Below are 26,785 nucleotides of genomic sequence, written 5' to 3'. Positions count from 1 at the left end.
AAAAAAAAGTTACCTCAATGACAGCTCGTTCTTAAACTCTTGCACCCGTTTTGTTTAAGTATCATTTGAAACCAACAGCTATCCAAAGTGAATATGAAACGACCAAACAATAAGAATGATACTCACTATTCCCCAAGCTACGGTACTTATTATCCACCAAACTACGGATTTAGTATTTATTGAACTTTCCTCGTTTTCCATATGTGTTTTTATAAAAGCGAGCTTACTTTCCATACTTTTTTTCATAGAAACGAGTACAACAAATCCAATTATGATAAAACCAATAGTTATCCAGAATAATGAGTCCACCTATTATATCTCCTCTTTTTTGTGAATTGCTTTCCTTACAATCCTGCTAATTAGTTATATAACAAAAAAGGCTCGCCGCAGCGCTATCCGTTCGTTCTTTCACTATAGCATCCGATATTTTAAGTACAATCCTTCAAAAGGAGTATTTAATTTAAGTAATAAGAAAAAATACCTAAAAAAGGGTATATGCCTATTCTTATTGCCGGTACCTGACCGTCTAATCCCTTGCCCTCACGATGCTATCCTCCATCTATGAATCGGTATAAAATAAGACCCCCACCGTTTAGGATGTACTGATACTGATAAGGGAACTTAAAAATGCCTCTTTTCTCACTATGAGTTGGGGGCTAATTTTGGTTATAATTAGACCTCCAAGTAGATATTTTGTCCATTTTAGCTGGCCAGCTCAGGAAAAATTTATCTTATCAAGAGGTCTTTTTTCTATCAAATCTCATTTTCACTTATTACAGGAATGCTGCCCGTTAGTTGAAGAAGGAAGGGTGTTATATGAAAATTATTTTTACAATACCAGTATTCCCTATGTTACTATTGGCTACTACTTTAGGTGTTGCATTACTCTATCTGTACGTCTTTAACGCTGGAGTTAATTTGTAGAAATGTGAGGATCCTTATTTTATAAAAAATATATACAAGATATTTTGTCTTTCATATGATAATATTAATATATATCTATTATTTTCTTATTCTAACCCATGAGGGATAGAAATCACTGATGATTAGAAACACTCCTTGAGTGATCGAATGTACATTATTTGTGTACGAATCCATTCGATTGATCAAGGAGTTTTTTTATGCTCAAAAACTTTTTTTAAGGAGGCAGTAATATATGATTACTGGTAGTATTCAATTTTTAAAATCTTATATTCTAACAAGCAGAAGAAAGGGATTTTGCACGAGAAACCAAGCAAAGGAAGCATGGAAAAGAGTTAATCAACTTAACCCTAATGGAGATATAGGAGAGTTTGTAATTTTTCTTCTTATTGAAATGCCACTTTACGGTAAGGCCTTACCTTATGAGACAATCCTTGAAGGATTTGTTAAGAGTGAAGAGGGGGTTGCTGTATGAGTGTCCTAACACATCAACCCAAAGTAACATCTTTAATTCAGAAGGCAATTAAGCAAGGGAAATTATCTCATGCTTACTTGTTTGCAGGTGAACCAGGAGTGGGGAAAGAGCAGATCGCACTTTGGATGGCTAAGCAATTCTTTTGTAAGGACAATGGTATTGAAGGTCCTTGTAATGAATGCTCAGAGTGTAAACGAATAGATTCGATGAATCACCCAGATCTTCATTTCCTTGAACCAGATGGACAAAGTATTAAAATTGACCAGATTCGTTCTTTGCAAAAAGAATTCCACTATAAGGGAGTTGAATCTAATAAGAAATGCTACATTATTAAACATGTAGATAAAATGACAGTCCAAGCGGCTAACAGCTTATTAAAGTTTTTAGAAGAACCTAATGGGCAATCGTTAGCAATTTTAATCACTGAAAATAAGCATCGATTACTGGATACCATTATTTCACGTGTTCAGATGTATCAGTTCCAGCCTTTAAAGGAAGAAGATGTATTGTCATCCTTTCTAAACAAGGGAATTGAAGGGGAAGTTGCTACCTTATTATCAAAGGTGACAAAGAGTGTTTCTAAAGGAGAAGAGTTGCTTGAAGAAGAATGGTTTCTTGAAGCAAAAGAATTGTTGTTTGCTACATTACAACAGTTTTTAGAAAGTCCATTTGATGCGATTATTACCATGCAAACAGAATGGCCAGTAGTCTTCTCCGATAAGGAAAAACAACAAATAAGTCTTAATTTATTTACGGTTTGGTTTAGAGAAGTCGTTAATATAGGGCTAAATAGAGAAATTAGATTAGAAGGAAAAAAGAGTTTATTAGAATCTTATAAAAGACAATTTAGTGTTTTTCATGCTACAGAAATGATTGAACATATCATCGAGGGTAGAGGTATGTTGCGTTCAAATGCCAATTATGTAATGGTTTTAGAACGGATTAGTAATTCATTGCTTGAATGTACTGAGAAATAAAGGTAAAATATAAACATATTATTTTTCTTTTTTGTTCCACCCATGCGGGAGGAGTTTTTTCTTAGTATTACATTAAATTTGTATAAATACGCCTATGATGGTGATTGTGTTTTAACAATCCGCTGTCATGGGCGTTTTTTTATTTTCTTACACATTTTTTCTTTGTGTAAGATTTTTTAATAACTAATTACTTTTTTAGGAGGAATGACTAATGTTTAAAGTCAAAGGAGAAGTTTTACAATCAACAGTAGCATCTTTAGTGAAAGGGGCAAGAAAAGCACGATTAAGTGAAAAATCTTGCTTTATTAAAACTGATGAAAGTTTCGTATCTTTCTATTTTAACGGTGATGACTTACAAGTTGAAAAGAAGATTGAAGCAGAGATATCTGGAGATTTAGATGTAGCAACTTCAATGGCAGAGCTTGATACGAAAGTAAATGCTTTACCATCTGATGAAGAAATTACGGTTGAATTAGACGGTAGTTTGCTTTATCTTCGTTGGGGTCGATCATCTAAAATTGCATGTGAGACATTAGCTGAGACTGCTCCGCTAATTGAAATTCCTGAATCGATTGAAACGATTACTTGGAAGCCAGGATTGTTACACACGTTTGCTCGTGCTTTACCACCATTTACTGCTAGATCAAATTCTTCACACGCGAAAAAGAATCCAGCTGTTATGGGAATTCATTTTTCAACAGATGAAGATACAGGGGAAGCGTATGTTAGAGCATCTAATGGTTTTAGAGCCGTAACGATACGTAGCAACTCAGATTGGTTTTTAGGTGTTTCTTTATCAATACCTACAGAAAGTATTCAAGGCTTATCTGATATTTTAGTAGCTGATGCTGAAATATCCGTAGGTTTGAATGATACTAGAACTCTATTAGTTTTTAAGGCGGGATTAACAACCGCAGTGAGTCGAGTGTTATTAGGGGACTTCCCAAATATTGACTCGATGTATAGTGACAAGTCAGCAAAGACTAAATGGACATTCGATAGAATGGAACTCATTGATCTTTGTAGACGTGCTAGACATTTAGCACCACAACGACCGGTACTTGTAATTCGTCCAGAAGGTTCCAAAGTGAAAGCTGAATTAGAATCAATTTTAACTCAGCAAGTTGGGGCTATGGTTGAAGGGGACGCTTTTGATTTTGCGTTTGATGCAGAATATGTGGAATTAGCTGCTAGTTTATTCCGCACAGAAGAAGTTCAGATTCTTTTCGAACACAAAAAAGCGCCATTAACAATTGTGTGTGAGGAAACAGATCATATTAAGACACTAGTTGGTCAAATGCAGGTTTAATTTGATACTGAAGGAGGTGAAAAGCACTGTGCTCTTAGCATGGTGCTTTTTCTTATGACAAAAATGGTTTATCAATCAAATGGAATAGATTTTAAAGTGAATTCATTAAAAGAGGAAATAACGAAAAATGAATGTATGGTTTGCTCTAATAATCATGAACATAGATTTAGTTTCACCATACAGGATAAAAAAGGTGAAGATAAAACAATTTACCGAAGTTCTAACCCTTTATCTTGGCACTATCTCATTCGTAACGAACGCTTGAATTTAGCAGAGAATGAAGCGGTGCATGCATTGGAAGATTGGGGATTTGATATTGATCGTAAATCAATTTGGAAAGTACAGGAGACACTTAATTCGAAGTACAAGAAGTATCTTTGGAATAAGAAGACACTGGAAGAAATTCGCCATACTCAACAATTTAAACGGGCATATGAGCTTGTTGAAAAAGCGTATGGTGGACCTTTATCCGATGGTAAGGAGTTGCATCCTTATCAAAAGGAAGGTGCAGCCTATATGATTGCGAATAAGAGATTGCTCCTAGCATTTGATATGGGCCTCGGTAAAACAATTACGTCCCTAGTGGGTGCTACAGCTGATCCGAGCAATAAGAAAATATTAATTATTACGATGAGTAGGAATATGAATGACTGGATGCGTGAAATAGAGGTATTGGGTTTGGGAGACGATTACATTGTACTTCAAAATCCAAGTGATCTGCAATCAAATAAGCGAGTTCATTTGGTTAGTTATGAAAAGTGGTCAAATGATCGTGTTACGTATCGAAAAAAAGTTCATGAGCAATGTCCTACTTGTAAGAGTAAGCTGAATTTCCATTCAAACTTACAATACTGTATGCGTTGTAAGGAAAAAGCAGCACCTTCAGAAGAAGTATATGCATCTGATTCTTTTCCTGATCATTGTCCATGTTGCGATAAGGAATGGAAGAAGAAGTCCTTACACTGTTCTTGTGGATTTACTGTTGTTGAAAAGCGCAAGAAGTCTCTTTCAGCATATTTTCACATTGGATATGACGCAACCATTGTCGATGAAGGACATTACTTAAAGAATGGTAGCTCTAAAAGAAGCCAATCAGTTGTGAGGAAGGTTCGTACAAAAGTACGTTGTATACTAACCGGTACACCTGCAGAAAATGGCTCGGAAGATCTTTTTTGGCCTTTAGCATGGTTAACTGGCTGTGGTTCTCATTTTGAGGATCCATTGTTTAGAGAGCCTTTTGCAGGATATGGAAAAGTCGGTGAAGAACACTTCCGTATTTTTTATGGTGGTGGTTCGAAGAGGACTCTATTAGAAGTGGACAACATTAAGGCTCGTGTTTCAAATCATTATTCATTATGGAATCTTTTAGATTCTTTGATGATTCGAAAAACGAAACAAGATGCCGATGTAAAAGCTTCAATTAAAGTACCGAAACCTAAGCATATTCGACGTCACTTAGACTTAACTCAAGCCGATCGTGAACTCTATGATACTATACTTCAACAATTTAGAGATTGGTATGAGGAAGAGTTAAGAAAGAAGGAAACGGCTGATATGAGAGGGGAAGTTTATCGAATTTGTTCCATTACAGTTTGCTCTTGGTTAACGAAATTACGCCAGGCTGCAAGTTGTCCTTGGGTTTTTGATGAATACGATGCTTCTAAGAATGAACAGCCTACAAAAATCCGATTCTTAACGGAAAAGGCGAAGACGTATTTAAGACTAGGAAAGAAAATGCTAGTTTTTACTTCTCATAAAGCAACAGCCGAACAATTAGGTTTACTGCTTGATGGTGTATTACCTGGGAAGCAAGCTGGCTATATTCATGGTTCAGTCGATATGAAATATCGCTTTGAATTAATGAATCGTTTTCAAGATCCAAATGATAGTCTTTCAATTCTTGTAATGACAACACGCACAGGAGCGGAGTCTTATACTTTAACAGAAGGAAAAGCAGTATTTTTATACGATTTAGACTTCAATGCTAAAAAAATCGAGCAATGTTACTCTAGAGCGGTCAGAATGGGACAAAAAAGTGTAGTAGATATTTTTTGGCTTATTGCTGAGGGTACGATCGATGCCAATATGCATGGGTTAGTGTTATCAAAACAATCTGGAGTTGATTTAGCAATTGATCGAAAAGAATTAAACTTCGATGAAATTGCTAAAGAGTTTGAAGGTGATGATTCGTTAGAAGCTGACGATTTAGACTATACTGCCTTTGCGGCAGATATGTTAAATCGCGGTACAAAACGTAACGCGATTTTTGCTGTATCATAAAACTTTTTAAGGAGTGTTTTAAATGGAACCAAGGTTTGAAAAAACAAGTAACCAGTTAATTATTGAATGGATGGAGAAGAAACAAAAAAATGAATCTCCAACACACCATTATTATAATAAGAAGCCAGTAAAACTTCAAATGCATCCTAAAAAGGAATTGAAGCTGATTAGAGCTCACTTTACGGGAGCAATGCCTGCATGGATTAAGCGTTATGCTGAAGATCATAATTTTGAGGTAAAGCAAGTACATCACGAAGGTAAAGATGGATGGTGGATTGCTAAATGGGGAGGATTTGAGGAAAATCCTCTTTCTTCACCAACTATTAAAGGAGCTGTTCGCCAGTTTTCTAAAATGATTCCTTTTGTTTGTGAAGACTTGAGAGAAAAGGTTATGGATAATCTTGACGTTATCGAGAGAAACCTTCACATTGACCCATATTCATTTCAAAAGTTCGGTCTGTATTATCGACCTGAGCAAATGAAAAATGATGGTGGATGTTTATTACTTGAAAGTGATGTCATTCCAGAACGTGAAGAGGAAAATGATGAAGATTATCGTAACAAAGTTGAAGCAGTAGGAAAACTTTCAGAGCTTGTATGGGAGATCACTACTCCATTACCTGAACCAGAGGTTCCAGAACAATCAGAAGAAGAACTTTTAGATGAATTGGAATTGGTGGATGCTGAATCAGAGGAAGACTTTTCTTTAGGAGAAATTGTTATTGAGTTAGAGGATGAACCTATAGATATTCCAGAACTAGAAGGGGAATTAGAAATTCCTATTTTAAAGAATGAAGAAGAATTAGAAGAGATTTCATTAGAAGGCATCATTGTTCTAGATGAAGAAGAATCAGAGGACATTCCATTAGTGGATGTTCCTATCATTGATGGCGAAGAAGTTGAGGAAGACTTTAATATTGAATTAGAAGATATAGAAGAAAACACTGAGGATGAAATGCCACTATCGGTTTTAGAAGGAGAGATGGTTGAAGAAACTCTAACTAATGAGCAAATAACTGATGCTAACGATAGCTGTGATACGCAGCTGTTATCATCTGAAGAACAATGTAATGAAGAAAATCATTTGGTTGAAGAAATCAAAGAGGATCCTATTGAAGAAAATGTAAGTGAAACAAAGGAGTCTACAGTAGATGAAAAAGTAGAGCAACCTAACGAAGAGTCATTTAATGGTTTCCTTGAACAGGAAGTAGAAACTGTTCAAATTACTGTATTGAAAGAAGATGACAAAAAAGCTAAGGCTCGAGCTGGTCAAGTAGCATTGTTTTAAAACGAATAAAGGATCGACATTTTCGGTCCTTTATTTACTAATTTATTATCTTACATTGTTAACTGAATTTATTAAATTTGTAGTTCTTATTAACTAAATTCAAGCGATACATCCTAGTATTTCAGAGGATTTATTTTAATTGTTTTCTGGTATGAAAGACCCTGATATTTACCTTATTCTTATAAAAATTGTATTTGTCTATAAAAAGATTGTCCCAAAATGAAAAATATGATATAATATATATATATTTATTATTTTATTTTTGACTTCACCTACGCAGGAGGAGCTTTCTTATTTTTGACTTAACCTTACCACGAGTGTAAGTTTTTTTGTATTTAAATACATATTTTTATGTTTTATATTGACTATTCAAAGCCCATAAGGGAAGTGGCGTTTTTATACGTACACTCCTTTATGGGCTTTTTTTATATATATTTAAGCTTATTTTTTAAGGAGGTATTCAAAATGTTAGCAGGCGGATTTACAGGATTGGACGCGATCATCATTTATTTGGTTGCACTAGGGCTGATCGGATTAGGACCGGTAGCATTTGATGTGTTTTTTGTAAACAGACCATCTAAATGGGAACCCCAAAAAGAGTGGAATGTTCATACTCCATTACAAAGGTATGAGGTTCACTCACAGGAAAATAACATTTTAGATGAATTTGAGATGCCAACGCAGAAGAATTTGGAAGCATTTGATCAGTCAGAAGTACCGGCGACATCGGATATCCCAGTATATTCAGCTGATGAAATTTATGTTGAGGAACCTCAACATAGCATTCCAACTGACGATATGCTTGAAAATGTTGAATCTTTATTAAACCAAGTTCAAGAGAATGATGAGGAGGACTATAGCCCATACTTCGAATTTAATTCAGATTTAAAAATGTTTGAAAAAGAAAACATCATGGTAGAAGGAGAAGTGATTAATGATTCTCCTCTTTCAGAAGCAGATTTTCATGCTATTGAAAAGAAATATGGTTCTAAAGTTGTGAACATGATTACAGCAACTCCACAGAGTACAAATGTAAATGGTTTTGCCACTATGATTGGTAGAATTGTGGAGAGTGATAACAATTATTACCTTGAATATGGAGGGGAAAGAGTCCATTTAATTGGTAACATTCCTCACTATAAAAATGAAGTTCATGTAGATGAAGTATTCTTAATCAATGGACACTACATAGACATTGAAAATTTTAGAATTGAAAGTTGGATTGACCCTGAATTAGTCCAACATGGATACGTAGATGGAGAGGAAGGTTCCTTTGTAGCTATGTAAATGTTAGGGAATTAGATTTTTTCTATTTCCCTTCCTTTGTCTTTATTCAATAAAGGCAAAGGAAGGGGAATAGATTTCTTTTGTCAAATTCGACATCGGGTCCGATATTTTTGTCGAATGGATAGATTGATTGTCGAATCTTGTAAACTTTACCAAAAACCTGTTGAATTTATAGTCCGAAATGTCTATAATTTTCAATGGATGAAATTTCAATAAAATATTAGTATTTATTTATCGTGAAATATGAAATGTAGGTATTAAGTTGCATATAGAAAAAATGAGGGAAAGAAGCACGATGGAAAATTTTAAATCTAAAAACGAACAGTTGGGTAAAGTACTACATAAGGCATTAATAGATAAGGGTACTCAAGATAGTATTCTAAATAGAAAGAAAGGTACAATCAAAATACACACTAGAAACTATCAGTTAGTCAAACTATATATTACTTCTAGTCATGCATTCACATTCGAAACTTTAAATGTTGAAGAAAGTCATCCCAATGGTCTGGATTCAACAGCATATAATTATCTTGTATCATTTTTCAGTAACTTTATTAAAAGAAATGTTGAAAATCTTTCATCTAGAATTATTTCATTAGACTTTAAAGTTAATGACGATGGTGAATTTAATTACATTCGATTAGCATCATAATTACGTTTTAACATCACATTTACTTTTTAAATATTTATGAAATGAGGGGAAGAACTTTGTCAAATATTAGAGAAAAAAATGCAAATTTAGGATATGAAATGCGGATCAAAATGTTAAATGATGCTGATTTATTTGCGTCATGTACAACAAGATCATCTGGAAAAATCAGCTTTTTTACTAGGCAATACAAATTGCAAAAGTTAGCATTCATCAAAAGTACTAAAGCTATAATTGAAGATGGACAGATTAAAGATGTAGAGATAGAGCCTGGTAAAGGACTAAATGAGCAAGGTTTTAAACATATGGTAGCATTGTTCAGTAATTATATTAAAAGAAGTGATGATAACCATAATTATGGTACTATTACTTTTCGCTATGAAGTTAGTAATAATGGATCAGGTGTTAAAATGGTTGGGATTGATAAAGAGTTAGAAAAACATTATGGTAGTGGTAGTTTCCGCCCTAAATCATAAATTGCAGATTGACATTGTAATAAATCTTATAGATAATAGGTGTATAAATGAATATTTTATTGATCGAAAACGGAAGCACCGTTAAACAGGGTTAGAATACCCTTGTTTGACGGTGCTTTTTTTGGTTTTTGAAAGGAGGGGAAAACATGAATTTAAAACTTATGGCGTTTAATTCAGTACAGTACTTAGCAGAGGAATCAAAATCCAAAATTGATAGCACTATTTACGCTGAAGGCAATAACAAAATTAATGATGCGATAATTGATGTTATTAAGTTAGTTGGAGGTATTGGAGGTTCCGCTTTCACATTAGCAATCCTTATTATTACTCTTGTTATAATTTTTGGTTCTATTAGCGCAGCTAAGATGAGAACAGTATGGATGGCTTTAATTAGTTGTAGTGCAGGAGCATTAATTTTCTATGCTGCATGGTATTTAGCTCCGGCAATTGCAAATATAACCAAATAGGCAACGTGGATACAGCTGGTATCCCAACCCAGTACAAAAAGAAGAGTGGTAACCAGCCCACTCTTCTTTTTTGTAACTAATAAGGAGGTCTATCCTTTGGATATTATTGTCCCAATAGATTTAACAGAAGAAGAAAAAGAAGTGTTAGCTGTTTTTTCTAAAAGACAGTTTCTTATTGTTTTTCCAACATTAGGAGCATCGTTGTTTTTCCTTGTATTCGGAAATTTATTATTTGTAGACGGATTAATTGATTTCGGGCTGAGATTCTTGATTTCATTCATTTCTATTGGAACTGCAGTTGCATTGGCTTTTGTTCGTTTAGATAAATATGAACAATACTTATCTGAGTTCATTGTTACAAAGATCAAATATCGTGTTTCTCAAAAAATATACCATCCATAAAGGAGGAGTAAAGATTAATGGTGTTCTTTGATATATTTATTTTCCTTATGCTTGGACTAACAGGTGTTGCCTTAGTTTTTATTGCCATTGCAAAGAGACGTATGGACCGAAATGAGCCAGCGTTTGGATGGAAAAGAAAACAGTTTTTGGAAGAGCAAAAACAGGATGAAAACGGACATTCATCGGTTCAGATGGATCAGAAACAAAGGAGCAACATCAAAAGAGAGAAAGAAGAAGAATCGTTAAAAGATTTAATTGAAGTTAAAGATATTAGATACGGAATATTTGAAAAAACAAAAAATGAGTATTCATTAATTGTTGCAACAGATTTCGTTAACTTTGATTTATTAAATGCGAGTGAAAGGCAGTCAATTATTCTCGGTTATCAATCTTTATTTAGAGTTGTTAACTTCCCGCTTCAAATTGTCGGACAAGCAGTACGTCAGGATTTACGAAAGGAAAGAGCTCGTTTTGAAGAAAATCTAAAAAAAGCAAACTCACAAACAAGGGATTATAACAATGAAGTAATTAAGTATATTACGAAAAGAGCAACAAATGATTTTCGGTTAACGAGAAGGGTTTATTACATTGTTAGCTACACTTATGAAACGTCAAAAATGGGCAAACTTACACCTGAACAAAAGGAAAGACGCATTGCTGAAATCTTATATCAGCAAGCGACAATTGTTCAAAAAATGTTAGCTCGCGCAAAAATCGAATCTGAAATTTTAGAATCACTAGAAGGAATGGAGGTTGTTAAGCGAGCACTGAATAGGGAAAGAATGCTCATTCATCCTATTGAAAGTGTTGTAGAGCCTAATAAAGAGAAGATTACTAGTTACATAACGGTTGATCCTGAGTCGTTACCTGGTTTCGAAGACTTAGTTCAAAATTTAGAGGATTATGGGGAGGGTGTTAGTGATTATGAAGAATATATACCCAAAGAAAAAGAAGAAGAAGTCTCCTAAACCGGTTGAAGCGGAAAAAGAGATAACTTATCCTTCATTAATTGAAAACGCGTTGAATGATGGGATTACGTTTAAAGATGATCACTTTGTGATGCAAACTGGTCTAGGATTGATTAAATATGGACGTACTTTTTTCGTGAAACCTTCCGGTTACCCAAGAACAGTTAGGATTAATTGGCTCGAAGGGTTATTTATGGGTGATGATATGGACGTATCTGTTCATATTGAACCATTTCATCGAACAGAAGCTCAACGAAAACTAAAACAAAAAGTAGATCAATTAGAAACGGTTTACTATTCAGCAATAAAAGGTGATAACACAGCAAGGGTAGAAGAAACCCTTCAGAAATTACAGGATACGAAATTTCTAAGAGATCAAATTCGTAATAACCAAAACGGTCTTTACTATGTAAGTATTCAGGCCACTGTCTTTGCTGAGAGTTTAACAGAATTAAATCAAAAGTGTGTAGATGTTGAAACCACTCTCGGTGGCGAATCAATAGAGCTAATTAATGCGTATGGTCGACAAAGAGAAGGATTCTTATCGAACTTACCATTGGGGAAAAATTATTTATCTAAGGCCTCTAGGAATTTGGACCAGCTTGCACTAACTGCTATCTTCCCCCATACATCGAGTAAGTTAAATCATACAGGTGGTATGCCAATTGGAGTATATGGTAACGAGTATGTTTACTTCAATAACTTTGACCAGAAACTAAATAACTATAATTTTGGCTGTTTTGGAGAAAGTGGAGCTGGAAAAGGGGTTTTCGTCAAACAAATAATTGGGCGTGGCTTTATGGATGGTATTAATCGAGTAGTCATATTTGACGTTGAACCCGAATACACAGATTTGACATTAGCATTAGGTGGAAGTGTCATCGAATTACGTTCTGACTCTTATAAAGGTGAGAGTAGTCGAATTAATCCGCTTGATGTTTATGTAGAGAAAGAGATTTTTAATAAAAATAAACCGGATGAATATGTAGTTGAGAAAGTAAATCTTAACGAAAAGATTAAAGAAGGTATTGAGTTCTTCAAGGTTATGAAGGAATCAGCTTCTGGTCAATCTGGAGCAACTCTTACTCCAACAGAGTTAGGGATTTTAGATGAAGTTCTAAACAAATTGTATGCAGAAAAAGGAATAACTGAACACCCAAGCTCTTTATTTGAAAAAATTGAAGAGATTGATGATGAGGGAAACCTAATTTGGAAAGAAAAGTATACAGAAATGCCTACGATCTCAGATGTATATATTGAGATTGAAAAACAGAAGAATAGCGGAGTGCCAGGTCTAGATGAAATACTAAGTGTTATTGGTTTATTCAGAAAAGGTCGAGCTTTTGGTATGTTTGATGGTCAAACAAAATTAATATCGAGTAATGATAAAGATCTAGATTTAGATAAAGCACCGATTATAAATTTCGATATTTCAAGACTTTCTTCTAATGGTATAGAGCGACCACTAGCACAACATGTGCTTATGACTTGGACGTGGAACCGGTTTGTGAAAAATGATCCGAAGACCAAAAAAAGGATTGTTCAGGATGAGGCATGGATGATGCTTAAGTACCCAAGTATGATGGAGTTCTTTAAATTGCTATCTGCTCGTGGGCGAAAATGGAATGTTAGTTTAACTCTTGTTTCACAAAGGTATGAAATGTTCCACCGAACAGAAGAAGCTCAAGATGTTATCGCTCAGCTAAATACAGTTGCATTTCTAAAACAGTCCGATCAAGATATTGACCCAATACTAGAAACGTTCCGCTTCTCAGATGAAGTGGGTCAGATGATTCGAACTGCTGATACTGGTGATGTTGTATTAAAAGCAGGTAAAGAGATTGTTGCGTTCAGAAGTGAACCTACACCTAGCGAATGGGTGTACCTGAATACAAATCAAAATATTAAAGTAAGCAGCAGCTGATAGGGGGAGACACCATAGTGAAAAAACTAATTATTTGTTTATCTCTATTATGTTCCTTACTAATTGATCCTATTCAGACTTTCGCTATTCCAAAACAGTTGGATGATATTAATCCTTCTAATCCAACTGTTGACTCAAAAGGTGTAACATATCAATGGCAGTGTGGTAATCCGTTGATTAGTAAAGAAGCAAATGAAAAAATTGATGACTTTAAAGAAAATGATGCAAACATGGCAGAAAAATTCGTTGCAAGTCAGGTACAAAATATTTTCAATATAGGGGATATAGCGGGGCTTAATACTCTTATTTACGGAAATCCATATTGTTTATGGTTAGATAAGGAAGATTCCTTGTCGTCAGATGGGATTTTTACTGAAAAAGAGAGATCAACAATTGTTGAACCAATGTTAAAACTCTTTAGTGCATCATATGTAACATTACTTGTACTTGCTATTTTAATAGCATCTTTAAAAATGGGTTTAAATGCTATCAGTCCTCAATCTAGGGCAGAGTTTTGGAATGATGTAAAGATGTGGTTATTATCGGCGATCTTTATGCTAGCTTATATTCCACTTACAAATACTTTATTTGGATTGAATACGGTAATTGTTCAATCTATTCGATCCTTACTTGGGGATAATGTTGATGGTGTTTCAATTATCTCAAATTTCAAAGACATGAGTCTTTCCTTTGGTGTCATGCCCATGATTATAACTTTTTTAGGAGAGTGGTTGTTAGCGACAATACTAAACTTCGTCTATATTTCAAGAAAGGTTATCATCCTTATTCTTCTAATAATGGGACCTATTGCAGCTTACTCAATGCTGTTTGCGAAGACTCGTGCTTTTTTAGGGACTTGGATAAAAGAATTAGTAGGAAATGTATTCCTACAAACAATTCATGCAATTGTACTTTTTGCATTTGTGATGTTATCAGATTTAGGGGCAGGGGTCATCATGAAGCTCGGTTTAATGATGATGTTTATACCTGTAAGTGGAATGATTTCACGCTGGCTTAATATTGGCGATTCATCAAGTAAAGTTGGTTCGATGATGTCGATGGTTGGTTTAGGAGGAATCATGAGTACTGTTATGCTTGCTCAACAGGCAGGTAACATTATGCGTGGTGGCAACATGTTCTCGAATAACTCCAATAGTTCCAATGGTTCTAGTACATTAAATTCAAGTTCAGCGGAGAGTTCTTTAATGTCTGCAGGAGGAGGAAATGATAGTGGAATTACGAGTATTTCTTCTTCTGCCATGGGACAGAATTCTTCTATTTGGCAGAACATGAAGAAAGGTGCCGGTGCTGTCGGCGCGGTAATTGGTGGTGCTGCAGGCGCAGTCACAGGAAATCCAGTTGGAGTAATTGCTGGAGCGAAAGCGGGATCAGCTATTTCCCAAGGAGCTTTACAGGCATCTAGAAATGTCGGATATGGTTTTGCCAATTCTCTAAAAACATTAGCATCTCCTTTTACTTATAACGAACAAAATGGTCAAGGCCTCAAAGGCTTTATGGGTAATTTGGAAGCAAGGAGAGAATTTGGTGGGAATGTAGGTGAATCTATTGGTAGTATGGTTGGTCTGGGCTATTTAGGGAGAAATGTTGGACATGCATTAAGTGGTGTATCAAGAAATAGGTTAGCAAATGCTCCTCAATCCCAAGGTGGATTGGCTATTCAAGGAGTAAATGGAAGTTATACTTCTCCATCTCAGGGACGGCTTGCTGAGAGTAACCCTAGTGCTCAGGCATTACATCTTCAAACGAATAAAGGATCAGTTATTCAAGGAGTAAATGGAAGTTACGTTACGCCGTCTCTAAAACGTTTTGCTGAAAGCAATCCTGGTGCGCAAGCATTACATCTTCAAACGAATAAAGGGTCAGCTATTATGATGAAAAATCGTGATGGAGAATGGACTAAGATTGGTTTAACGGGCCAAGCAGATCCTACATTAAAAAATAGTTCGGTTAGAGCAACGCCATTTCAATTCTCGAATTCAAAAATGGGGAATTTGGAATTGCAACCAAATGGTAGTTATAAACAACAACAATTGAAATTAGATGATAGTGGAAATCCACGTTCACAGAATGTTACAGCAGGACTACCTGGATCGACTCCTCATTTGATGAGAACGGGTAATTCTTATATTGTTGGTGGTGGAAGTAAGGACGGAAAAATAAATCTTCAGACCGCTCAAGCCGCTATGACGAATACACGTGTTGAAGATCAAAACTTTGATTCTTCAAGAATTAACCCAGATGCATATTTTATTAATACGTCTGTTGGAAAGAAGGCAAACTCGGTTAGTGATCATGTAGCCGATACACTTCACTTATCAAGTCAGACCGTTAAATCAGCATCAAGTTGGGTTACATCTAAAGTAAAAAAAGATAAAGGAAGAAGACGAGAGATAGTCTAAGGGGCTCCTCTTAGACTATTACAGATAGAGGTGAGAATTTGCGAAAGATCCTATTAATATTTGTTATATTTAACCTCTTATTAACACCTCAAATAACAAATGCTGAATCAGAGAAAGAGACGAATGATAAAAATGGTGGTTTATGTCAGCCTGTTTACAACGAGACGACAAAAGCGAACATTGAAAAATATCAAGAAGATGAGGCATCTATACAAGAGTCATACACGATTGACATTATCTCTAGTCTCTTAGATTTTGCAGGAATTAACTCAGTAGCTAATTTAGTATTTGGAAACCCATATTGTATCTGGAGTGATAAAAATGTTGAATTAGTCTATGGAATGTTTACTGTGGACGAACAGACCCAGATTATTAATCCAATGGTCAATCTGTTAAAAGGCGTCTTTTCTATGTTGATGGTTCTCACTATGATGATAGTGGCTATCAAGTTAGCTTACGGATCGATGATTGGTAGATCAAATGCTGACTTTTGGGATGACGTAAAAATGTGGTTTGTTGTAATCCTTTTTATAGTGTCTTTTAATCTCTTTATTGAACAGATATTCATTATCAATCACGGTATTGTTCAAGGACTACGTTCTTTCCTAGAAGCTAATGGAATAGATTCAAAAAGTTTAAGTATAGCTTCAGCTAGTGAAGGTTTTTCATTTACCGATATTATCGTATTCGTAGCAGAATGGTTGCTATCTCTCTATTTAAACTTTATCTATATATTCCGAAAAGTAGTCATTCTACTAATGATTATTATTGCTCCAATTGCTGGGTATTCCTTGCTATATCCATCAACTAGAAACTTTTTTGGTACTTGGGTCAGAGAGTTGTGTGGATTGATATTTTTGCAGAGTTTTCATGCCTTGATTCTCACAGTATTTTTACTATTATCAACTTTGGTTAGCGGAGCGTCAGGAACTGTATTTAAAATGATTCTACTAGTTTTATTTATACCATTGACTGGTATTTTAATGTCATGGTTAAAACTTTCTGAATCAAATGAAGTAGCTCATAAGTTTGGTATGTCTGGTATATCTTCGTTATCAAAAGCTCTTAAAGTTTCGAAGTATACTGCTACTAATAACCCGCTAAAGAAGTCTAGCTTTGCTACCCAAGCAAAAACAAGGATTAGTGAACTAGCGGGAGGAAAGCATTCTAAAGGATGGAATATGCTTAAATCCGGTGTTGGTAAAACGGGTGCTATTTTAGGTGGAACAGCAGGTATCGTATTAGGACCTCAAGGTGTTATGTTAGGAAGCCAATTAGGAAAGGGTGCTTCATTAGCCGCTCTACAAGGTTCACGTAACATCGGAGCTTATGGATTAAATGTCCATCGTTCATTGAAAGACTTTAAAGGAAATTCAACCTTTAAAGATGCAATGAAGGATATTGGGAAACGTAGAAACTTATTTGGAAATTTAGGTGAAGCAAACGGAGCGTTATTTGGCCTAGGAGACGCTGGTAGAAATATTGGACATGCATTGAGTGGTGTTTCAAGACAACGAATATTGAATTCAAATGAAACAGGTGGATTCGGAGGAGTAAACCTAGAAAAATTTAATAATCTTTACCCTGATCAAAATGTAAAGTGGCTTCAAGATAATAAAGGAAGTGCCTTTTATTTAGATCATGGAAATGACAATTTGGAAAGAATAAGTCCGCTAGGTGCTGCGGATCCATCATTAAAAAATGGATTGAATAGAGAGATAGACTATAAGTTTTCATCTATTACTCCCCAGTTACAAAAGGACGCAAATGGTCAATACCATCAAGGTAGTAACCCCATGTTAAATGGTTCAACTAATCATCTTCATAGAACGTCAGATGCTTTTATTAAAGGTTCTGGTGATAGAGTGTTGGATTCTACTTTTAATGCAAGTAATCTTAATCCAGATGATTATTATAAAGCAGGCTTACCTGGTACAGATATGAGAAGTACAGGTGATCGGGTAGCAGACACAATTCATGGAATAGGAGATACATTTAGGAGAAATCATGCTCCTAGACATAAAGGGTTTTTATAAGGGAGAGGAGGATAGCGTTGAGTCATAATCCCAATAGTCAGGATATAGCAAAACAGACTACTAATCAGTTAGGTCAAATTGCAAAGTCTGCAGCTCATAATAAGAGGGTTCGAAAGTTAGCTATGAAAGGATTCAAAGCCGCTGCTAAGTTTCTGAAAATGTTTATTACAAAACTAATTCCAGCCATTATTAAAGCGTTAGTAGCTTTTTTTGGACCATATATCTTTTTAGTGATTTTGATTATTATTTTGCTTTTTATAGTTATGGATAGTGTAGCTAGTTTTGACTTCTTTGGTAAGGGAGGGGAACGAAATGAAGCAGAAGTCTTATTTGATAATACAATAAAAGAAGTTGTTGTTGATCGTTCTGATAAACTAGCTAATCCGCTTGTCTCAAAACTGAGAAGTCAACAATCATCGGATCCTTACTCTCCTGTTAACGAGATGTTTTTACAGCAAGTTTCGGATATGATGATTCCTAGCTGGGCAATAACTGGTACTCTCTATAATTATAAAAATCTTAAGAAATCCTCCTATAAAGCTTGGCATACTGAATTTAGGGATACGCCAGTAGGAACAGCTAGTGAAAAAGCTACAGCTAGAGAAAAGTTTTACTCAGAGATTAATAGTGCTTATGACTATTACTTCACTCACCAATCGATGAATGTCGATATGACTTATGGAAAATCAAGTGGAGAAAAGAAAGAAATACGAAAAGAAACCTCTTGTTCAATAGAAGAAGTAACCACTGACCCTGATACTGGAGAAGAATCCAAGACTGTCAAAGTAGAAAATACGACAACGAATAGTGTTGAAGATTTGCCGCAACGTGATGTTGTTACCGGTGCCACATTACTTTATTCGACTACATCTTTTACATATACTTTGGAAACAGGTGATTGGGTAAGTGAGGGTAAAACAACAAATGAGAATTGTACAACAGAGACTTTTGTGAAATACACACTTTATCAATTAGATGACGAAGGTAGCCCAATGGTGACTTACGATGCTCAGAGTTTACTATCTTTTTTGTTAGTTAATACTCCAGAAGGTGACTTATCAAGAATTGTTAAACCTGAAGACTTGGAATATGTATTAGAAACTGCAGAACATATTGATGATCTTTTCCCGAAGATATCAGTAGATTTTGAAGGATTAATTAAGTGTGCTAAAGACCAGGATGTTGCAGGATGTATAGGAGCTAATATTACGGGAAGTTTCTTCAATATTGGTTTTGGAGGTGGATGGTTCCCTGAGGAGCTAAAACCTTTATACGAAGCAGCTGCTCAAGAATTTAATGTTGACTGGTTTGTGCTAGCTTCCATACACGCACAGGAGACCAATTTCTCGTCAAATCCTGCCGCTTCAAATCCGAGTTTAGGCTCTAGTGTAGGAGCGAAAGGTCATTTACAGCACATGTTGAGAACTTGGATTGGTTGGAGTTTTTCTGGGAATTCATCGTTTTCAGTAACGGGAAGTGGAGATATTCGCGGTCCTCTAGACTCGCTCATAACTTTTGTAACCAACCCATCAACAATAGCGAAGTACGGTGGATATGGCACGGACGGGAACGGGAACGGTCAAAGTTCGCCTTGGGAAATCGAGGACGCAGTTTATACGGCTGCTAAACAACTTAGTAAAAATGGATATGTAAAAGATAATGAAGAGAAGATTAAAAAGGCTCTTTGGCATTACAACCACTCTAACCATTATGTAAATGAAGTATACAACCGAGCAATTTCTTTTAGAGACGGTGGTTTTTCTATTGATGATGGGACAGGTGCGGGCAATGCTAGTGTTGTAGAGGTAGGAAAGAGATGGATAGGGAACTCTGTCTATGTTTTTGGTGGAGGACGTAACCAAAATGATATTGCTCGTGGCCGTTTCGACTGTTCGAGCTTCGTGCATTGGGCATTTGCTCAAGTAGGTATAAATCTAGGACCGTTAACTAGTACAAGTACTGAGACATTAAAGAATAAAGGTACAGCAGTGTCTCCTAGTGATATACAACCAGGCGATGTGGTGTTCTTTAATACTTACAAAACCGATGGGCATGTTGGTATCTATGTGGGAAATGGTAAATTCATAGGTGCTCAAAGCTCTACTGGTGTTGCTATTGCTGATATGTCTACTGGTTATTGGAAACAAAAGTTCAATGGACGTGTTAAGAGAATTCAGTAAGTACATGGATAAAGGGGAGAAATAATGAAGATTAATAAGGTATGTGTCAGTGGTATTCTAGCAATCTATAGTTTGTTCAGTCTATCCAATGTTCATGCTCAAGAAAACGATACTCCCCTTGTCCAAACAATGGATGAGGCGGAATTGTATGAGATTCAAAACGAATATACAGCTTTGCAAGAGCAACTTGAACGACTTAACATGGCTTTAGAAGACAATGAAAAAAGCTATGAACAAATAAAGAAGGAATTAGAAGAAATAATTAACTCTTATGAATTAAAAGTTAAGGAAACAGATACGTTAAAGAAGCGAGTAGCAGACCAAGAGGTAAAAGCAGAAAAAATACAATCTAATAATAAAGTGTCACGCTACTTTAGGTATGTTTTCGGAGGAGAGGAATCAAACTTTCTCAAAAGGGTCGGTACCGGTTTTAGTGAAGTTAAAAGTGAGGAGCAATTTTTAAAAGGTTATTTAAGTAATAAGGATTTACTTAAAACGAACACAGCCTATATAAAAGAAGCAAATGAATCAATTGAAGGTCTTAAATTAGAGTTATTAGGAAACTTAGATGTTATTAATCAACAAAAAGAAGAAAAGAAATTTCTAAAAATAGATATTCTCGAAAAAGAAAAACTTCTTCAAGGGAAGATTAATTTACCTGTTCAAGACACATCTACTTTTGTTTTAGAGACTGTAGAAGATAACGATGTGGGAAACTATTCAGCAGGTGATGTTGATATATCTGTGGTTCCTGAAAGTAGCGGTGATTTCATGGCACCAACAATCGGTACAGTCATTTCAACTTACGGTTATCGCAATGGGTTCAATCAGGGGGTGGATATCATAAAAAACACAGAAGGTGAAGTACCAATTGTGGCTGTTGCAGATGGAACTGTAACAAAGTCCTACTTTTCAAATACTCTTGGAAGTACCATTCATATTGAACACACCTTAAATGAGCAAAAATATGTAAGCATTTATACGCACCTAGATACCCGGGTTGTGAAAGCTGGAACTAAGGTAGCAAAAGGGAATTTTATTGGTACGATGGGGAATACAGGTGTGTCAGATGATATCCTCCTTCATTTTGAGATGAAGAAAAAAGAAGGTGAGGAGTTGAAGTCAATCAATCCTCTTTTATATATTCCATTTTCAGCTCAAACGAAAAGCGAATAAGAAGTACGTAGGAAACTAATCTCGAAAGGAGGAAGTAGGTCGTTGTACAAACTGTTAATTACTGTTGGTGCAGTACTAATTCTTTTTCAGGCTTCGCCATTTATAGGACACTAGCGGTTCCTTCTGTGTCTAATGACAAAATAGAAATTTCAACTATGGTAGAAAACCTTAACTATGAAATGAACATGAAAAAAGAGGGGATCGAAACCAATAAGGTTTCTCAGCAATTAGAAGAACGTTATTCAAAACCAGAGTCAGCTATTGAATATTTATTTGCTTTATCTATGTTAGAAAAGCAAGATTTATATCCTGATGCCTTTACTCTTGAGCAGTATTCAAAAGATGCTTTTGATACAGAGGCCACTGATAGGGAAGGTTTAATAATTGACATTATGAATCGATTGACTCGTAATAAAAATTTAGAATCTGTAGAATATGTGAAAAATATGATGGTGTTTGAACAGGATTCTATTCGACTAGTTGTTGATTTGCGATACAAAGACTTATCCGAACCAATTAGAGTGAATGTTAAGCTTAAGAAGGTTAAACACTTAATTACTTCTACTAATGAGCCTGATTTCGAGTATGAAACAAATTATTATTACATAGATTCATCTGTTTGGGAATTAATTGATAGAATTGAAGACAATATATAATAGAAGGAATGGGGTGCTGTTTATGGATCCAATTCAGGAAATACTAGAAAATTCTATTCGGTTTATTCAACTAATATTTTTCCCGGTATTCGGGTTTATAATTTTGATCGGTTGCTTTTTTTATCTTTTTTCTTCGAAAAATCCTTTTAGAAGAAGAAAGGCGTATTTGTTTACTATATTTGGTTCAATAGGAGCATTACTAGTCCTTTACTTACCATTAGTATTTATGTATTTTAAGGATGGTAAAGAACCTCATGAACCAACGGGTGATGAAACATTAACGGAAGCTGTTAACTCAACGCAAAGTTGGGGAGAAGTAGTTTTTAATCTATTAAAAGTTCTTTTAGAACCAATGATCTTCTTTGGTGGTTATGCCGGAATAGCCATTTGGTTATTAGCAGCTAAGAATCCTCCGCGTAAAAGAATCGGAATGGGAATGGTGTTTGGAGCGCCAATCATGTGGATCCTTTTACAATATACTCCAGATATTTATCATTTCTTTGTCCCATCCAATCCTCAGTAATGAGGATTTTTATTTATTTATAGAAATATTTCCCTTGATTCGATGAAACATATAATATATAATCGAATCAATATCATATATAGTAGTATGATAGGTTTTAACTCACTAGATATTGAGGGGTAATTATGAATCTACAAGAATTACAAGATGTTCAAAAAATTTATGATGAAATCAAAGAGAAATTAGCTGCACCTTTTCCTAATGGGACAGTTGAAGTTAATACAAATAATAACAATAATGCACGTATTCCTGTTCAGGCATATCTTCAAAGGTTGGAAGAAGTGGCAGGTGCATATTGGTCTTGGCGCCTGGTAGGAGATCCGGTTATTTATGAAAGAGAATCCCAGGTACAGGTAAAGGGAATATTAAAAATTCTAAATGCAGAACGAGAAGGAATAGGGTTTGCTAACTTCACTACATATTCTGATACTGGGAAAATACAAAATTTAAAAAATGCCATCCTTTCAGCAGAAAGTGATGCTTTAAGAAAAGCCTGTGATAAATATAGAATGGGGTGGAAAGATCTTGCCCCTTACCGTGATTGGTCTAATAATCCAGGAGTAAATATAGATAAACAGCATCAAAAAGTATTAAACAATGATGATGTTAATCTATCAACTTTAAAATGTGTAAAGTGCCAAAAATATTTAACAAAAGAAGAGGAACAATTCCTTGCCGATAATCGTATAAAAATTAACTATTGTAAAGATGACATCCCACTACAATTATTAAAAAGAGAGGTTAATGAAATGAAGAAAATATATGCAACGTGTACCTTATGTCAGAACTTTGATCCACAAAGAAGCAGATGTAAATTAACAGACGAAGTTGTTGATCCGATTAATGGTTATGAAACAACAACTAGCTGCCAAAAGAATGGAATGTTTACGCGTAATATGAGTATCATTCCAGATAATTATCACATTTTTAGAAATCCTGAAGATGTTCCTTTTGGTTGGACTCCAGATTTTAGTCGTTTACCTAAAGATAGTAAAGGTGTACCTTTATTTGTAGAAACTAAAAGAGGATATGAGAGACCAATTCCAGTTGATCCAAGTATTGAGATGGAAGGCTGCGTCTTAGTTGGAGTTAAAAAAATCTTAACTCAACAAGGACAACGAGATATTATCTTTGATTTAGGAGTGGAAATCGCTCAAAAGATAGCTGAAGAAGCGGGAGTTCCGCTAAATGTATTACCAGAAGAGAAAAATTGGCCTGGTGATCCAAAAAAGAAGGAAGAATATAAGCGTAAACAAGGAAGAAATCATGATCCAAGAACCCAATGGTTTAGTGAAAAGCCTATTGAGAGATGGTGAGGACATGGATGAAAAGAGAAATGATGTTCGTACTAATTTAAAATATATCCTTTTTAAAATCTATGTATTCTGTAAACACAATTACCATCAGCCCCATGATTGGGTCCATGAGAATTATATTTTGTCTTGGAATGATGATCATTTACTGTTAAAAGGATCTCAATATCAAATAGAAGTAAAGTCTGAAAAAGTGTACTTGGACGAAAGAATCTCAGAGTATTATCAGGTTCCATACTCATGGCTACAAACTATTACCAAAAGTGCTTTATAAAATATTTATAGTCGATTTGAAATAGATTTGGAGGAGTACTATGTGAGTCTTACCCAGCTAGAACTTTTTGAAATTGAAGATGACATTTCAGAACAGTTACCTGATAATCCATTAGAAATTGAGTCTTTCGAAATAAAACCATATGTGATCGAACAGAAAGTTATAGTGCTGCCACTTGACAAAGACTCTTTAGATATTGAAGATTATTTTTATCTAAAGGAATTCGAAAAAAAGCGTGGTTTAATTATTCGTGTCCATAATGACAGTGAAAAGCTTTGCTATACAGTAGATTTTGGGACTAAACAGGGAATATTTTATCATGCTGATTTAGAATGTTGTTAAGGAAGGACTATGATGAAGAAGGATATAATTAGTCTACAAGATAAACTATTAGGTGAATCCATGAAAGAAAAGAAAAATGTACAGTAATCCTAGGTAGGGGTGTCCGTATAACTGGCATTGTAGAAGGGACAGACAAATACAAAGTTATAATTAATGTTAAGGGGACTCCTCAACTTATTTATAAGCATGCTATTTCTACAATACTACCATCCCAACTATTAACAGCAAGAGAAAGGGTGCTTGTGAATGAGTGTAGATGAAGTCGTGAAGGCATTGAAACACTTGAAAAAGGTGATAAGGTTCTATTAGATAATGGGAGTCCATACGTTGGTTACGTAGAATCTATTATGCTAAAACAATTTTGATAAACATTTTTGTTCCAGATATAGATGAAACCTTTACGAGAAGTGAAATAGTAGAAATTTCTAAAATCTAAATAGTTTTACTCAAATGGTGAGCAATTAATTGAATATTATTGCTCATTTTGTCATACTAGGTGTTTAGAACGGAGCAAAAACTTAACGTGCTCATTAGAAAAATATTGAGATATGGGGTTTCGGCTTATGAAAGAAAAAGGTCTTCTAATACCTCTTTCAATTCCATTAAGTTTTTATGAAGATCTGATGTCTATTAAAGGATCAGTTTCATGGGGAAAAATGGTTTTGGAAGGCTATGAATTTTATAAATTACACAGTTTAAACTTTATTTCGGACCGGAAGCCCGAAAGAAACGAAGAAATATTTAAAGAACTGTATAAAATGCAAACAACATCTGTATATATTTCTAGCTCTATTTACAACACGATAGTAGACGAGTACTCAGAATATAATACAAACTTTCTATTTATGAACTTCATTTATTTTTATTGCGTGAAAGAAATACCTAGTTATGAGCATGATTACTTTAATGATAATATGTTTGAAAAAGTTTTCTCTTTTTCTCAAAAAGATTACGTTAATGCATACGAATATTGTTTAGGAAAAACAAAAAAGGCTGTATTAACTCAACGACAATATGACGAATTTAAAAAAGAAGAACATCCGACTTTATATAATATTCGCAAGAAATTCGGGAGTTTCTCCAAATTCATAGAAGAGATGAAAAAATAGGATAAAAGTCGTGATTTGTTTTTGCCTAACCTCGAAATATGTGATAATATATAACTAGATTAATAACGGACGAAAATGTCATTATTTTATGTGAGTGGAAGAACCGCCAATACCCTTAGGGTTATTGGCGGTTTTTTTTGGTCATGGATATCCGATGTTGCTATAGATATTAAAAATGAAGGGTGTGAAAGTGCATGGAAAGAAAGAATATCCGAAGATTTTTATCGGGAAATCCATCAGAGTTCAAGATTATTGGTTTCTTAGTTGGTAAACCAGAATTAAATGTCTTAACAGGAGAAGAAATCTTGTCGATGGAATGCCGAATCGGTAATAAAGAAAAGCCATTAGATATAACTCCGTTTTTAGAAAATGTAAAGGTAGTTTAATTATTAAGGAGAGTTTCAAACTATGTGTGACCCGTATGGGTGAGTGTCATATCTACATTGCTTATTTATGGTTTTTATAAATTGTCTATAGATCCTAGTAGGCTCTATATGACAGATAATATTGGAATGTTAGTCATACTAATGTTATCCAGTTATTTCATATCACATGTGCTGATTTCTAAACATCAATATGTAAGAGCGAGTGAAAGAGATGGCAATGAAATTTCAGATTTACCAAGAAGAGAAAAGGTTGAGATTCACATATATTCTCTGTTTGAAACTCTCATTGTCATTTTTCTTCTTAATTTTAGCTTTCTAATAGACCAAGTGTTAGTTGCGAATATTTTGTTTGCTGCGGGGGCTATTTTTTTACTGTTTAGTCATATTGAAAAAATAAAGAAGAATACTTATTTTATGGTGTATAAGAGAGGAGGTGTGTATTGCTCCTCTCTTTATATAAAGAATGAAATGTATTAAGTAATGGAAGAATGGAGGGTCCTGGTATATGGATATAAAAAGTCTTGATGTATTACCAGATTATGTTATGGAAAATATTGAAGACCTTGATTTGAATGACAAAGAGAAAGAATCACTAAAATCAGATTTAGCAATTTACTTTAAAAAGTTAGAGAATGGTGAAGAGGTTTAGAAGTAATAGAATAAAACATCCATAATGCAAAGTGGTCTTACCTCAATCGGATTATTAAGAAGAAGATCTATAAAATAAGAGTTTTGAAAGTATAGTGAACCTGCACCCCGAATAGTAGACACTTTATAAAGAAGTGTCTACTATTCGGGGTTTTTTATTTATTTAAGTCTCTTGTTGTTACAATGATATGCATTAATAGTCAACAAAAAAAGGACTTACTGGTCTTGGTGGCAGCTTTTAAAAATTTCTTTCGATTATTATTGGTAATGTAGTTATTTTCTAGGTTTGTTGGATAATT

The 26,785-nt window shown here is 34.7% G+C and carries 27 protein-coding genes; 26 read left to right on the top strand and 1 reads right to left on the bottom strand.

The window, feature by feature from the left end; genetic code table 11:
• Positions 1 to 78: 78 nt before the first annotated feature.
• Positions 79 to 309, bottom strand: coding sequence for a hypothetical protein (locus tag AC0L8O_RS26665; protein ID WP_473449721.1), 231 nt, complete (start codon positions 307 to 309; stop codon positions 79 to 81).
• An 847-nt stretch (positions 310 to 1,156) separates the two neighbouring features.
• Here AC0L8O_RS26665 and AC0L8O_RS26660 point away from each other — a divergent pair.
• From AC0L8O_RS26660 to AC0L8O_RS26535, 26 genes are all read left to right on the top strand, one after another.
• The gene (locus AC0L8O_RS26660) at positions 1,157 to 1,396 is read left to right on the top strand and encodes a hypothetical protein (protein WP_473449719.1); all 240 of its coding nucleotides are present in this window, start codon (positions 1,157 to 1,159) and stop codon (positions 1,394 to 1,396) included.
• Positions 1,393 to 2,373: a DNA polymerase III subunit delta' gene (gene holB, locus AC0L8O_RS26655; protein ID WP_473449716.1), complete on the top strand. Its 981-nt coding sequence runs from the start codon at positions 1,393 to 1,395 to the stop codon at positions 2,371 to 2,373. The genes AC0L8O_RS26660 and holB overlap by 4 nt, the downstream gene beginning before the upstream one ends.
• Before the next feature lie 211 nt (positions 2,374 to 2,584).
• Complete coding sequence (locus AC0L8O_RS26650) at positions 2,585 to 3,682, top strand: hypothetical protein (protein ID WP_473449714.1); 1,098 nt, start codon at positions 2,585 to 2,587, stop codon at positions 3,680 to 3,682.
• 54 nt (positions 3,683 to 3,736) lie between these two features.
• The gene (locus AC0L8O_RS26645; protein WP_473449712.1) at positions 3,737 to 5,962 is read left to right on the top strand and encodes a DEAD/DEAH box helicase; all 2,226 of its coding nucleotides are present in this window, start codon (positions 3,737 to 3,739) and stop codon (positions 5,960 to 5,962) included.
• Between the two features lie 22 nt (positions 5,963 to 5,984).
• Complete coding sequence (locus AC0L8O_RS26640) at positions 5,985 to 7,250, top strand: hypothetical protein (protein ID WP_473449709.1); 1,266 nt, start codon at positions 5,985 to 5,987, stop codon at positions 7,248 to 7,250.
• A gap of 465 nt (positions 7,251 to 7,715) precedes the next feature.
• Positions 7,716 to 8,537 carry a hypothetical protein gene (locus AC0L8O_RS26635; RefSeq protein ID WP_473449707.1) on the top strand — a complete coding sequence of 274 codons (822 nt, stop codon included), beginning with the start codon at positions 7,716 to 7,718 and terminating at the stop codon, positions 8,535 to 8,537.
• Between the two features lie 295 nt (positions 8,538 to 8,832).
• Complete coding sequence (locus AC0L8O_RS26630) at positions 8,833 to 9,189, top strand: hypothetical protein (RefSeq protein WP_473449705.1); 357 nt, start codon at positions 8,833 to 8,835, stop codon at positions 9,187 to 9,189.
• A gap of 56 nt (positions 9,190 to 9,245) precedes the next feature.
• Positions 9,246 to 9,662, top strand: a complete 417-nt coding sequence (locus AC0L8O_RS26625; protein ID WP_473449702.1) for a hypothetical protein — start codon at positions 9,246 to 9,248, stop codon at positions 9,660 to 9,662.
• 146 nt (positions 9,663 to 9,808) lie between these two features.
• The gene (locus tag AC0L8O_RS26620; protein ID WP_473449699.1) at positions 9,809 to 10,129 is read left to right on the top strand and encodes a TrbC/VirB2 family protein; all 321 of its coding nucleotides are present in this window, start codon (positions 9,809 to 9,811) and stop codon (positions 10,127 to 10,129) included.
• A 96-nt stretch (positions 10,130 to 10,225) separates the two neighbouring features.
• Positions 10,226 to 10,531, top strand: a complete 306-nt coding sequence (locus AC0L8O_RS26615; RefSeq protein WP_473449697.1) for a PrgI family mobile element protein — start codon at positions 10,226 to 10,228, stop codon at positions 10,529 to 10,531.
• A 17-nt stretch (positions 10,532 to 10,548) separates the two neighbouring features.
• Positions 10,549 to 11,499, top strand: coding sequence for a hypothetical protein (locus AC0L8O_RS26610; protein WP_473449695.1), 951 nt, complete (start codon positions 10,549 to 10,551; stop codon positions 11,497 to 11,499).
• Positions 11,456 to 13,423, top strand: a complete 1,968-nt coding sequence (locus tag AC0L8O_RS26605) for a VirB4 family type IV secretion system protein (RefSeq protein WP_473449693.1) — start codon at positions 11,456 to 11,458, stop codon at positions 13,421 to 13,423. Before AC0L8O_RS26610 ends, AC0L8O_RS26605 begins: the two co-directional genes overlap by 44 nt.
• Before the next feature lie 17 nt (positions 13,424 to 13,440).
• Positions 13,441 to 15,843: a hypothetical protein gene (locus AC0L8O_RS26600; RefSeq protein ID WP_473449690.1), complete on the top strand. Its 2,403-nt coding sequence runs from the start codon at positions 13,441 to 13,443 to the stop codon at positions 15,841 to 15,843.
• A gap of 38 nt (positions 15,844 to 15,881) precedes the next feature.
• The gene (locus AC0L8O_RS26595; protein ID WP_473449687.1) at positions 15,882 to 17,879 is read left to right on the top strand and encodes a hypothetical protein; all 1,998 of its coding nucleotides are present in this window, start codon (positions 15,882 to 15,884) and stop codon (positions 17,877 to 17,879) included.
• Between the two features lie 17 nt (positions 17,880 to 17,896).
• Entirely contained in the window at positions 17,897 to 20,059 is a 2,163-nt protein-coding gene (locus tag AC0L8O_RS26590; RefSeq protein ID WP_473449686.1) for a C40 family peptidase, read from the top strand.
• 24 nt (positions 20,060 to 20,083) lie between these two features.
• Positions 20,084 to 21,235, top strand: a complete 1,152-nt coding sequence (locus AC0L8O_RS26585; protein ID WP_473449683.1) for a murein hydrolase activator EnvC family protein — start codon at positions 20,084 to 20,086, stop codon at positions 21,233 to 21,235.
• 155 nt (positions 21,236 to 21,390) lie between these two features.
• Positions 21,391 to 21,891: a hypothetical protein gene (locus AC0L8O_RS26580; RefSeq protein ID WP_473449680.1), complete on the top strand. Its 501-nt coding sequence runs from the start codon at positions 21,391 to 21,393 to the stop codon at positions 21,889 to 21,891.
• A 22-nt stretch (positions 21,892 to 21,913) separates the two neighbouring features.
• On the top strand, positions 21,914 to 22,414 hold the full coding sequence (locus AC0L8O_RS26575; protein WP_473449678.1) for a hypothetical protein: 501 nt from the start codon (positions 21,914 to 21,916) through the stop codon (positions 22,412 to 22,414).
• A 125-nt stretch (positions 22,415 to 22,539) separates the two neighbouring features.
• Positions 22,540 to 23,730, top strand: coding sequence for a hypothetical protein (locus tag AC0L8O_RS26570; protein ID WP_473449676.1), 1,191 nt, complete (start codon positions 22,540 to 22,542; stop codon positions 23,728 to 23,730).
• On the top strand, positions 23,681 to 24,001 hold the full coding sequence (locus AC0L8O_RS26565) for a hypothetical protein (protein ID WP_473449675.1): 321 nt from the start codon (positions 23,681 to 23,683) through the stop codon (positions 23,999 to 24,001). The genes AC0L8O_RS26570 and AC0L8O_RS26565 overlap by 50 nt, the downstream gene beginning before the upstream one ends.
• A 42-nt stretch (positions 24,002 to 24,043) precedes the next feature.
• Complete coding sequence (locus tag AC0L8O_RS26560) at positions 24,044 to 24,343, top strand: hypothetical protein (RefSeq protein WP_473449673.1); 300 nt, start codon at positions 24,044 to 24,046, stop codon at positions 24,341 to 24,343.
• A 56-nt stretch (positions 24,344 to 24,399) separates the two neighbouring features.
• Positions 24,400 to 24,603: an RNA chaperone Hfq gene (locus AC0L8O_RS26555; RefSeq protein ID WP_473449779.1), complete on the top strand. Its 204-nt coding sequence runs from the start codon at positions 24,400 to 24,402 to the stop codon at positions 24,601 to 24,603.
• Between the two features lie 303 nt (positions 24,604 to 24,906).
• Entirely contained in the window at positions 24,907 to 25,452 is a 546-nt protein-coding gene (locus AC0L8O_RS26550; RefSeq protein ID WP_473449671.1) for a hypothetical protein, read from the top strand.
• Positions 25,453 to 25,646: 194 nt separating this feature from the next.
• Positions 25,647 to 25,838 (top strand): hypothetical protein, encoded by a 192-nt coding sequence (locus AC0L8O_RS26545; protein ID WP_473449669.1) that lies wholly within the window; start codon positions 25,647 to 25,649, stop codon positions 25,836 to 25,838.
• A gap of 108 nt (positions 25,839 to 25,946) precedes the next feature.
• Complete coding sequence (locus AC0L8O_RS26540) at positions 25,947 to 26,315, top strand: hypothetical protein (RefSeq protein ID WP_473449666.1); 369 nt, start codon at positions 25,947 to 25,949, stop codon at positions 26,313 to 26,315.
• 28 nt (positions 26,316 to 26,343) lie between these two features.
• Complete coding sequence (locus AC0L8O_RS26535) at positions 26,344 to 26,487, top strand: hypothetical protein (RefSeq protein WP_473449663.1); 144 nt, start codon at positions 26,344 to 26,346, stop codon at positions 26,485 to 26,487.
• Positions 26,488 to 26,785: the final 298 nt, after the last annotated feature.

Source organism: Metabacillus sp. KJ11-3, assembly GCF_055808295.1.
This window is presented reverse-complemented; position numbering and strand designations above follow the sequence as displayed.

Coding starts and splice junctions, on each gene's coding strand:
- AC0L8O_RS26640 (WP_473449709.1), top strand. CDS start 5,985: ATGGAACCAAGGTTTGAAAAAACAAGTAACCAGTTAATTATTGAATGG.
- AC0L8O_RS26535 (WP_473449663.1), top strand. CDS start 26,344: ATGGATATAAAAAGTCTTGATGTATTACCAGATTATGTTATGGAAAAT.
- AC0L8O_RS26660 (WP_473449719.1), top strand. CDS start 1,157: ATGATTACTGGTAGTATTCAATTTTTAAAATCTTATATTCTAACAAGC.
- AC0L8O_RS26545 (WP_473449669.1), top strand. CDS start 25,647: ATGGAAAGAAAGAATATCCGAAGATTTTTATCGGGAAATCCATCAGAG.
- AC0L8O_RS26635 (WP_473449707.1), top strand. CDS start 7,716: ATGTTAGCAGGCGGATTTACAGGATTGGACGCGATCATCATTTATTTG.
- AC0L8O_RS26540 (WP_473449666.1), top strand. CDS start 25,947: ATGACAGATAATATTGGAATGTTAGTCATACTAATGTTATCCAGTTAT.
- AC0L8O_RS26605 (WP_473449693.1), top strand. CDS start 11,456: ATGAAGAATATATACCCAAAGAAAAAGAAGAAGAAGTCTCCTAAACCG.
- AC0L8O_RS26585 (WP_473449683.1), top strand. CDS start 20,084: ATGAAGATTAATAAGGTATGTGTCAGTGGTATTCTAGCAATCTATAGT.
- AC0L8O_RS26575 (WP_473449678.1), top strand. CDS start 21,914: ATGGATCCAATTCAGGAAATACTAGAAAATTCTATTCGGTTTATTCAA.
- AC0L8O_RS26570 (WP_473449676.1), top strand. CDS start 22,540: ATGAATCTACAAGAATTACAAGATGTTCAAAAAATTTATGATGAAATC.
- holB (WP_473449716.1), top strand. CDS start 1,393: ATGAGTGTCCTAACACATCAACCCAAAGTAACATCTTTAATTCAGAAG.
- AC0L8O_RS26630 (WP_473449705.1), top strand. CDS start 8,833: ATGGAAAATTTTAAATCTAAAAACGAACAGTTGGGTAAAGTACTACAT.
- AC0L8O_RS26565 (WP_473449675.1), top strand. CDS start 23,681: ATGATCCAAGAACCCAATGGTTTAGTGAAAAGCCTATTGAGAGATGGT.
- AC0L8O_RS26620 (WP_473449699.1), top strand. CDS start 9,809: ATGAATTTAAAACTTATGGCGTTTAATTCAGTACAGTACTTAGCAGAG.
- AC0L8O_RS26610 (WP_473449695.1), top strand. CDS start 10,549: ATGGTGTTCTTTGATATATTTATTTTCCTTATGCTTGGACTAACAGGT.
- AC0L8O_RS26580 (WP_473449680.1), top strand. CDS start 21,391: ATGGTAGAAAACCTTAACTATGAAATGAACATGAAAAAAGAGGGGATC.
- AC0L8O_RS26650 (WP_473449714.1), top strand. CDS start 2,585: ATGTTTAAAGTCAAAGGAGAAGTTTTACAATCAACAGTAGCATCTTTA.
- AC0L8O_RS26645 (WP_473449712.1), top strand. CDS start 3,737: ATGACAAAAATGGTTTATCAATCAAATGGAATAGATTTTAAAGTGAAT.
- AC0L8O_RS26550 (WP_473449671.1), top strand. CDS start 24,907: ATGAAAGAAAAAGGTCTTCTAATACCTCTTTCAATTCCATTAAGTTTT.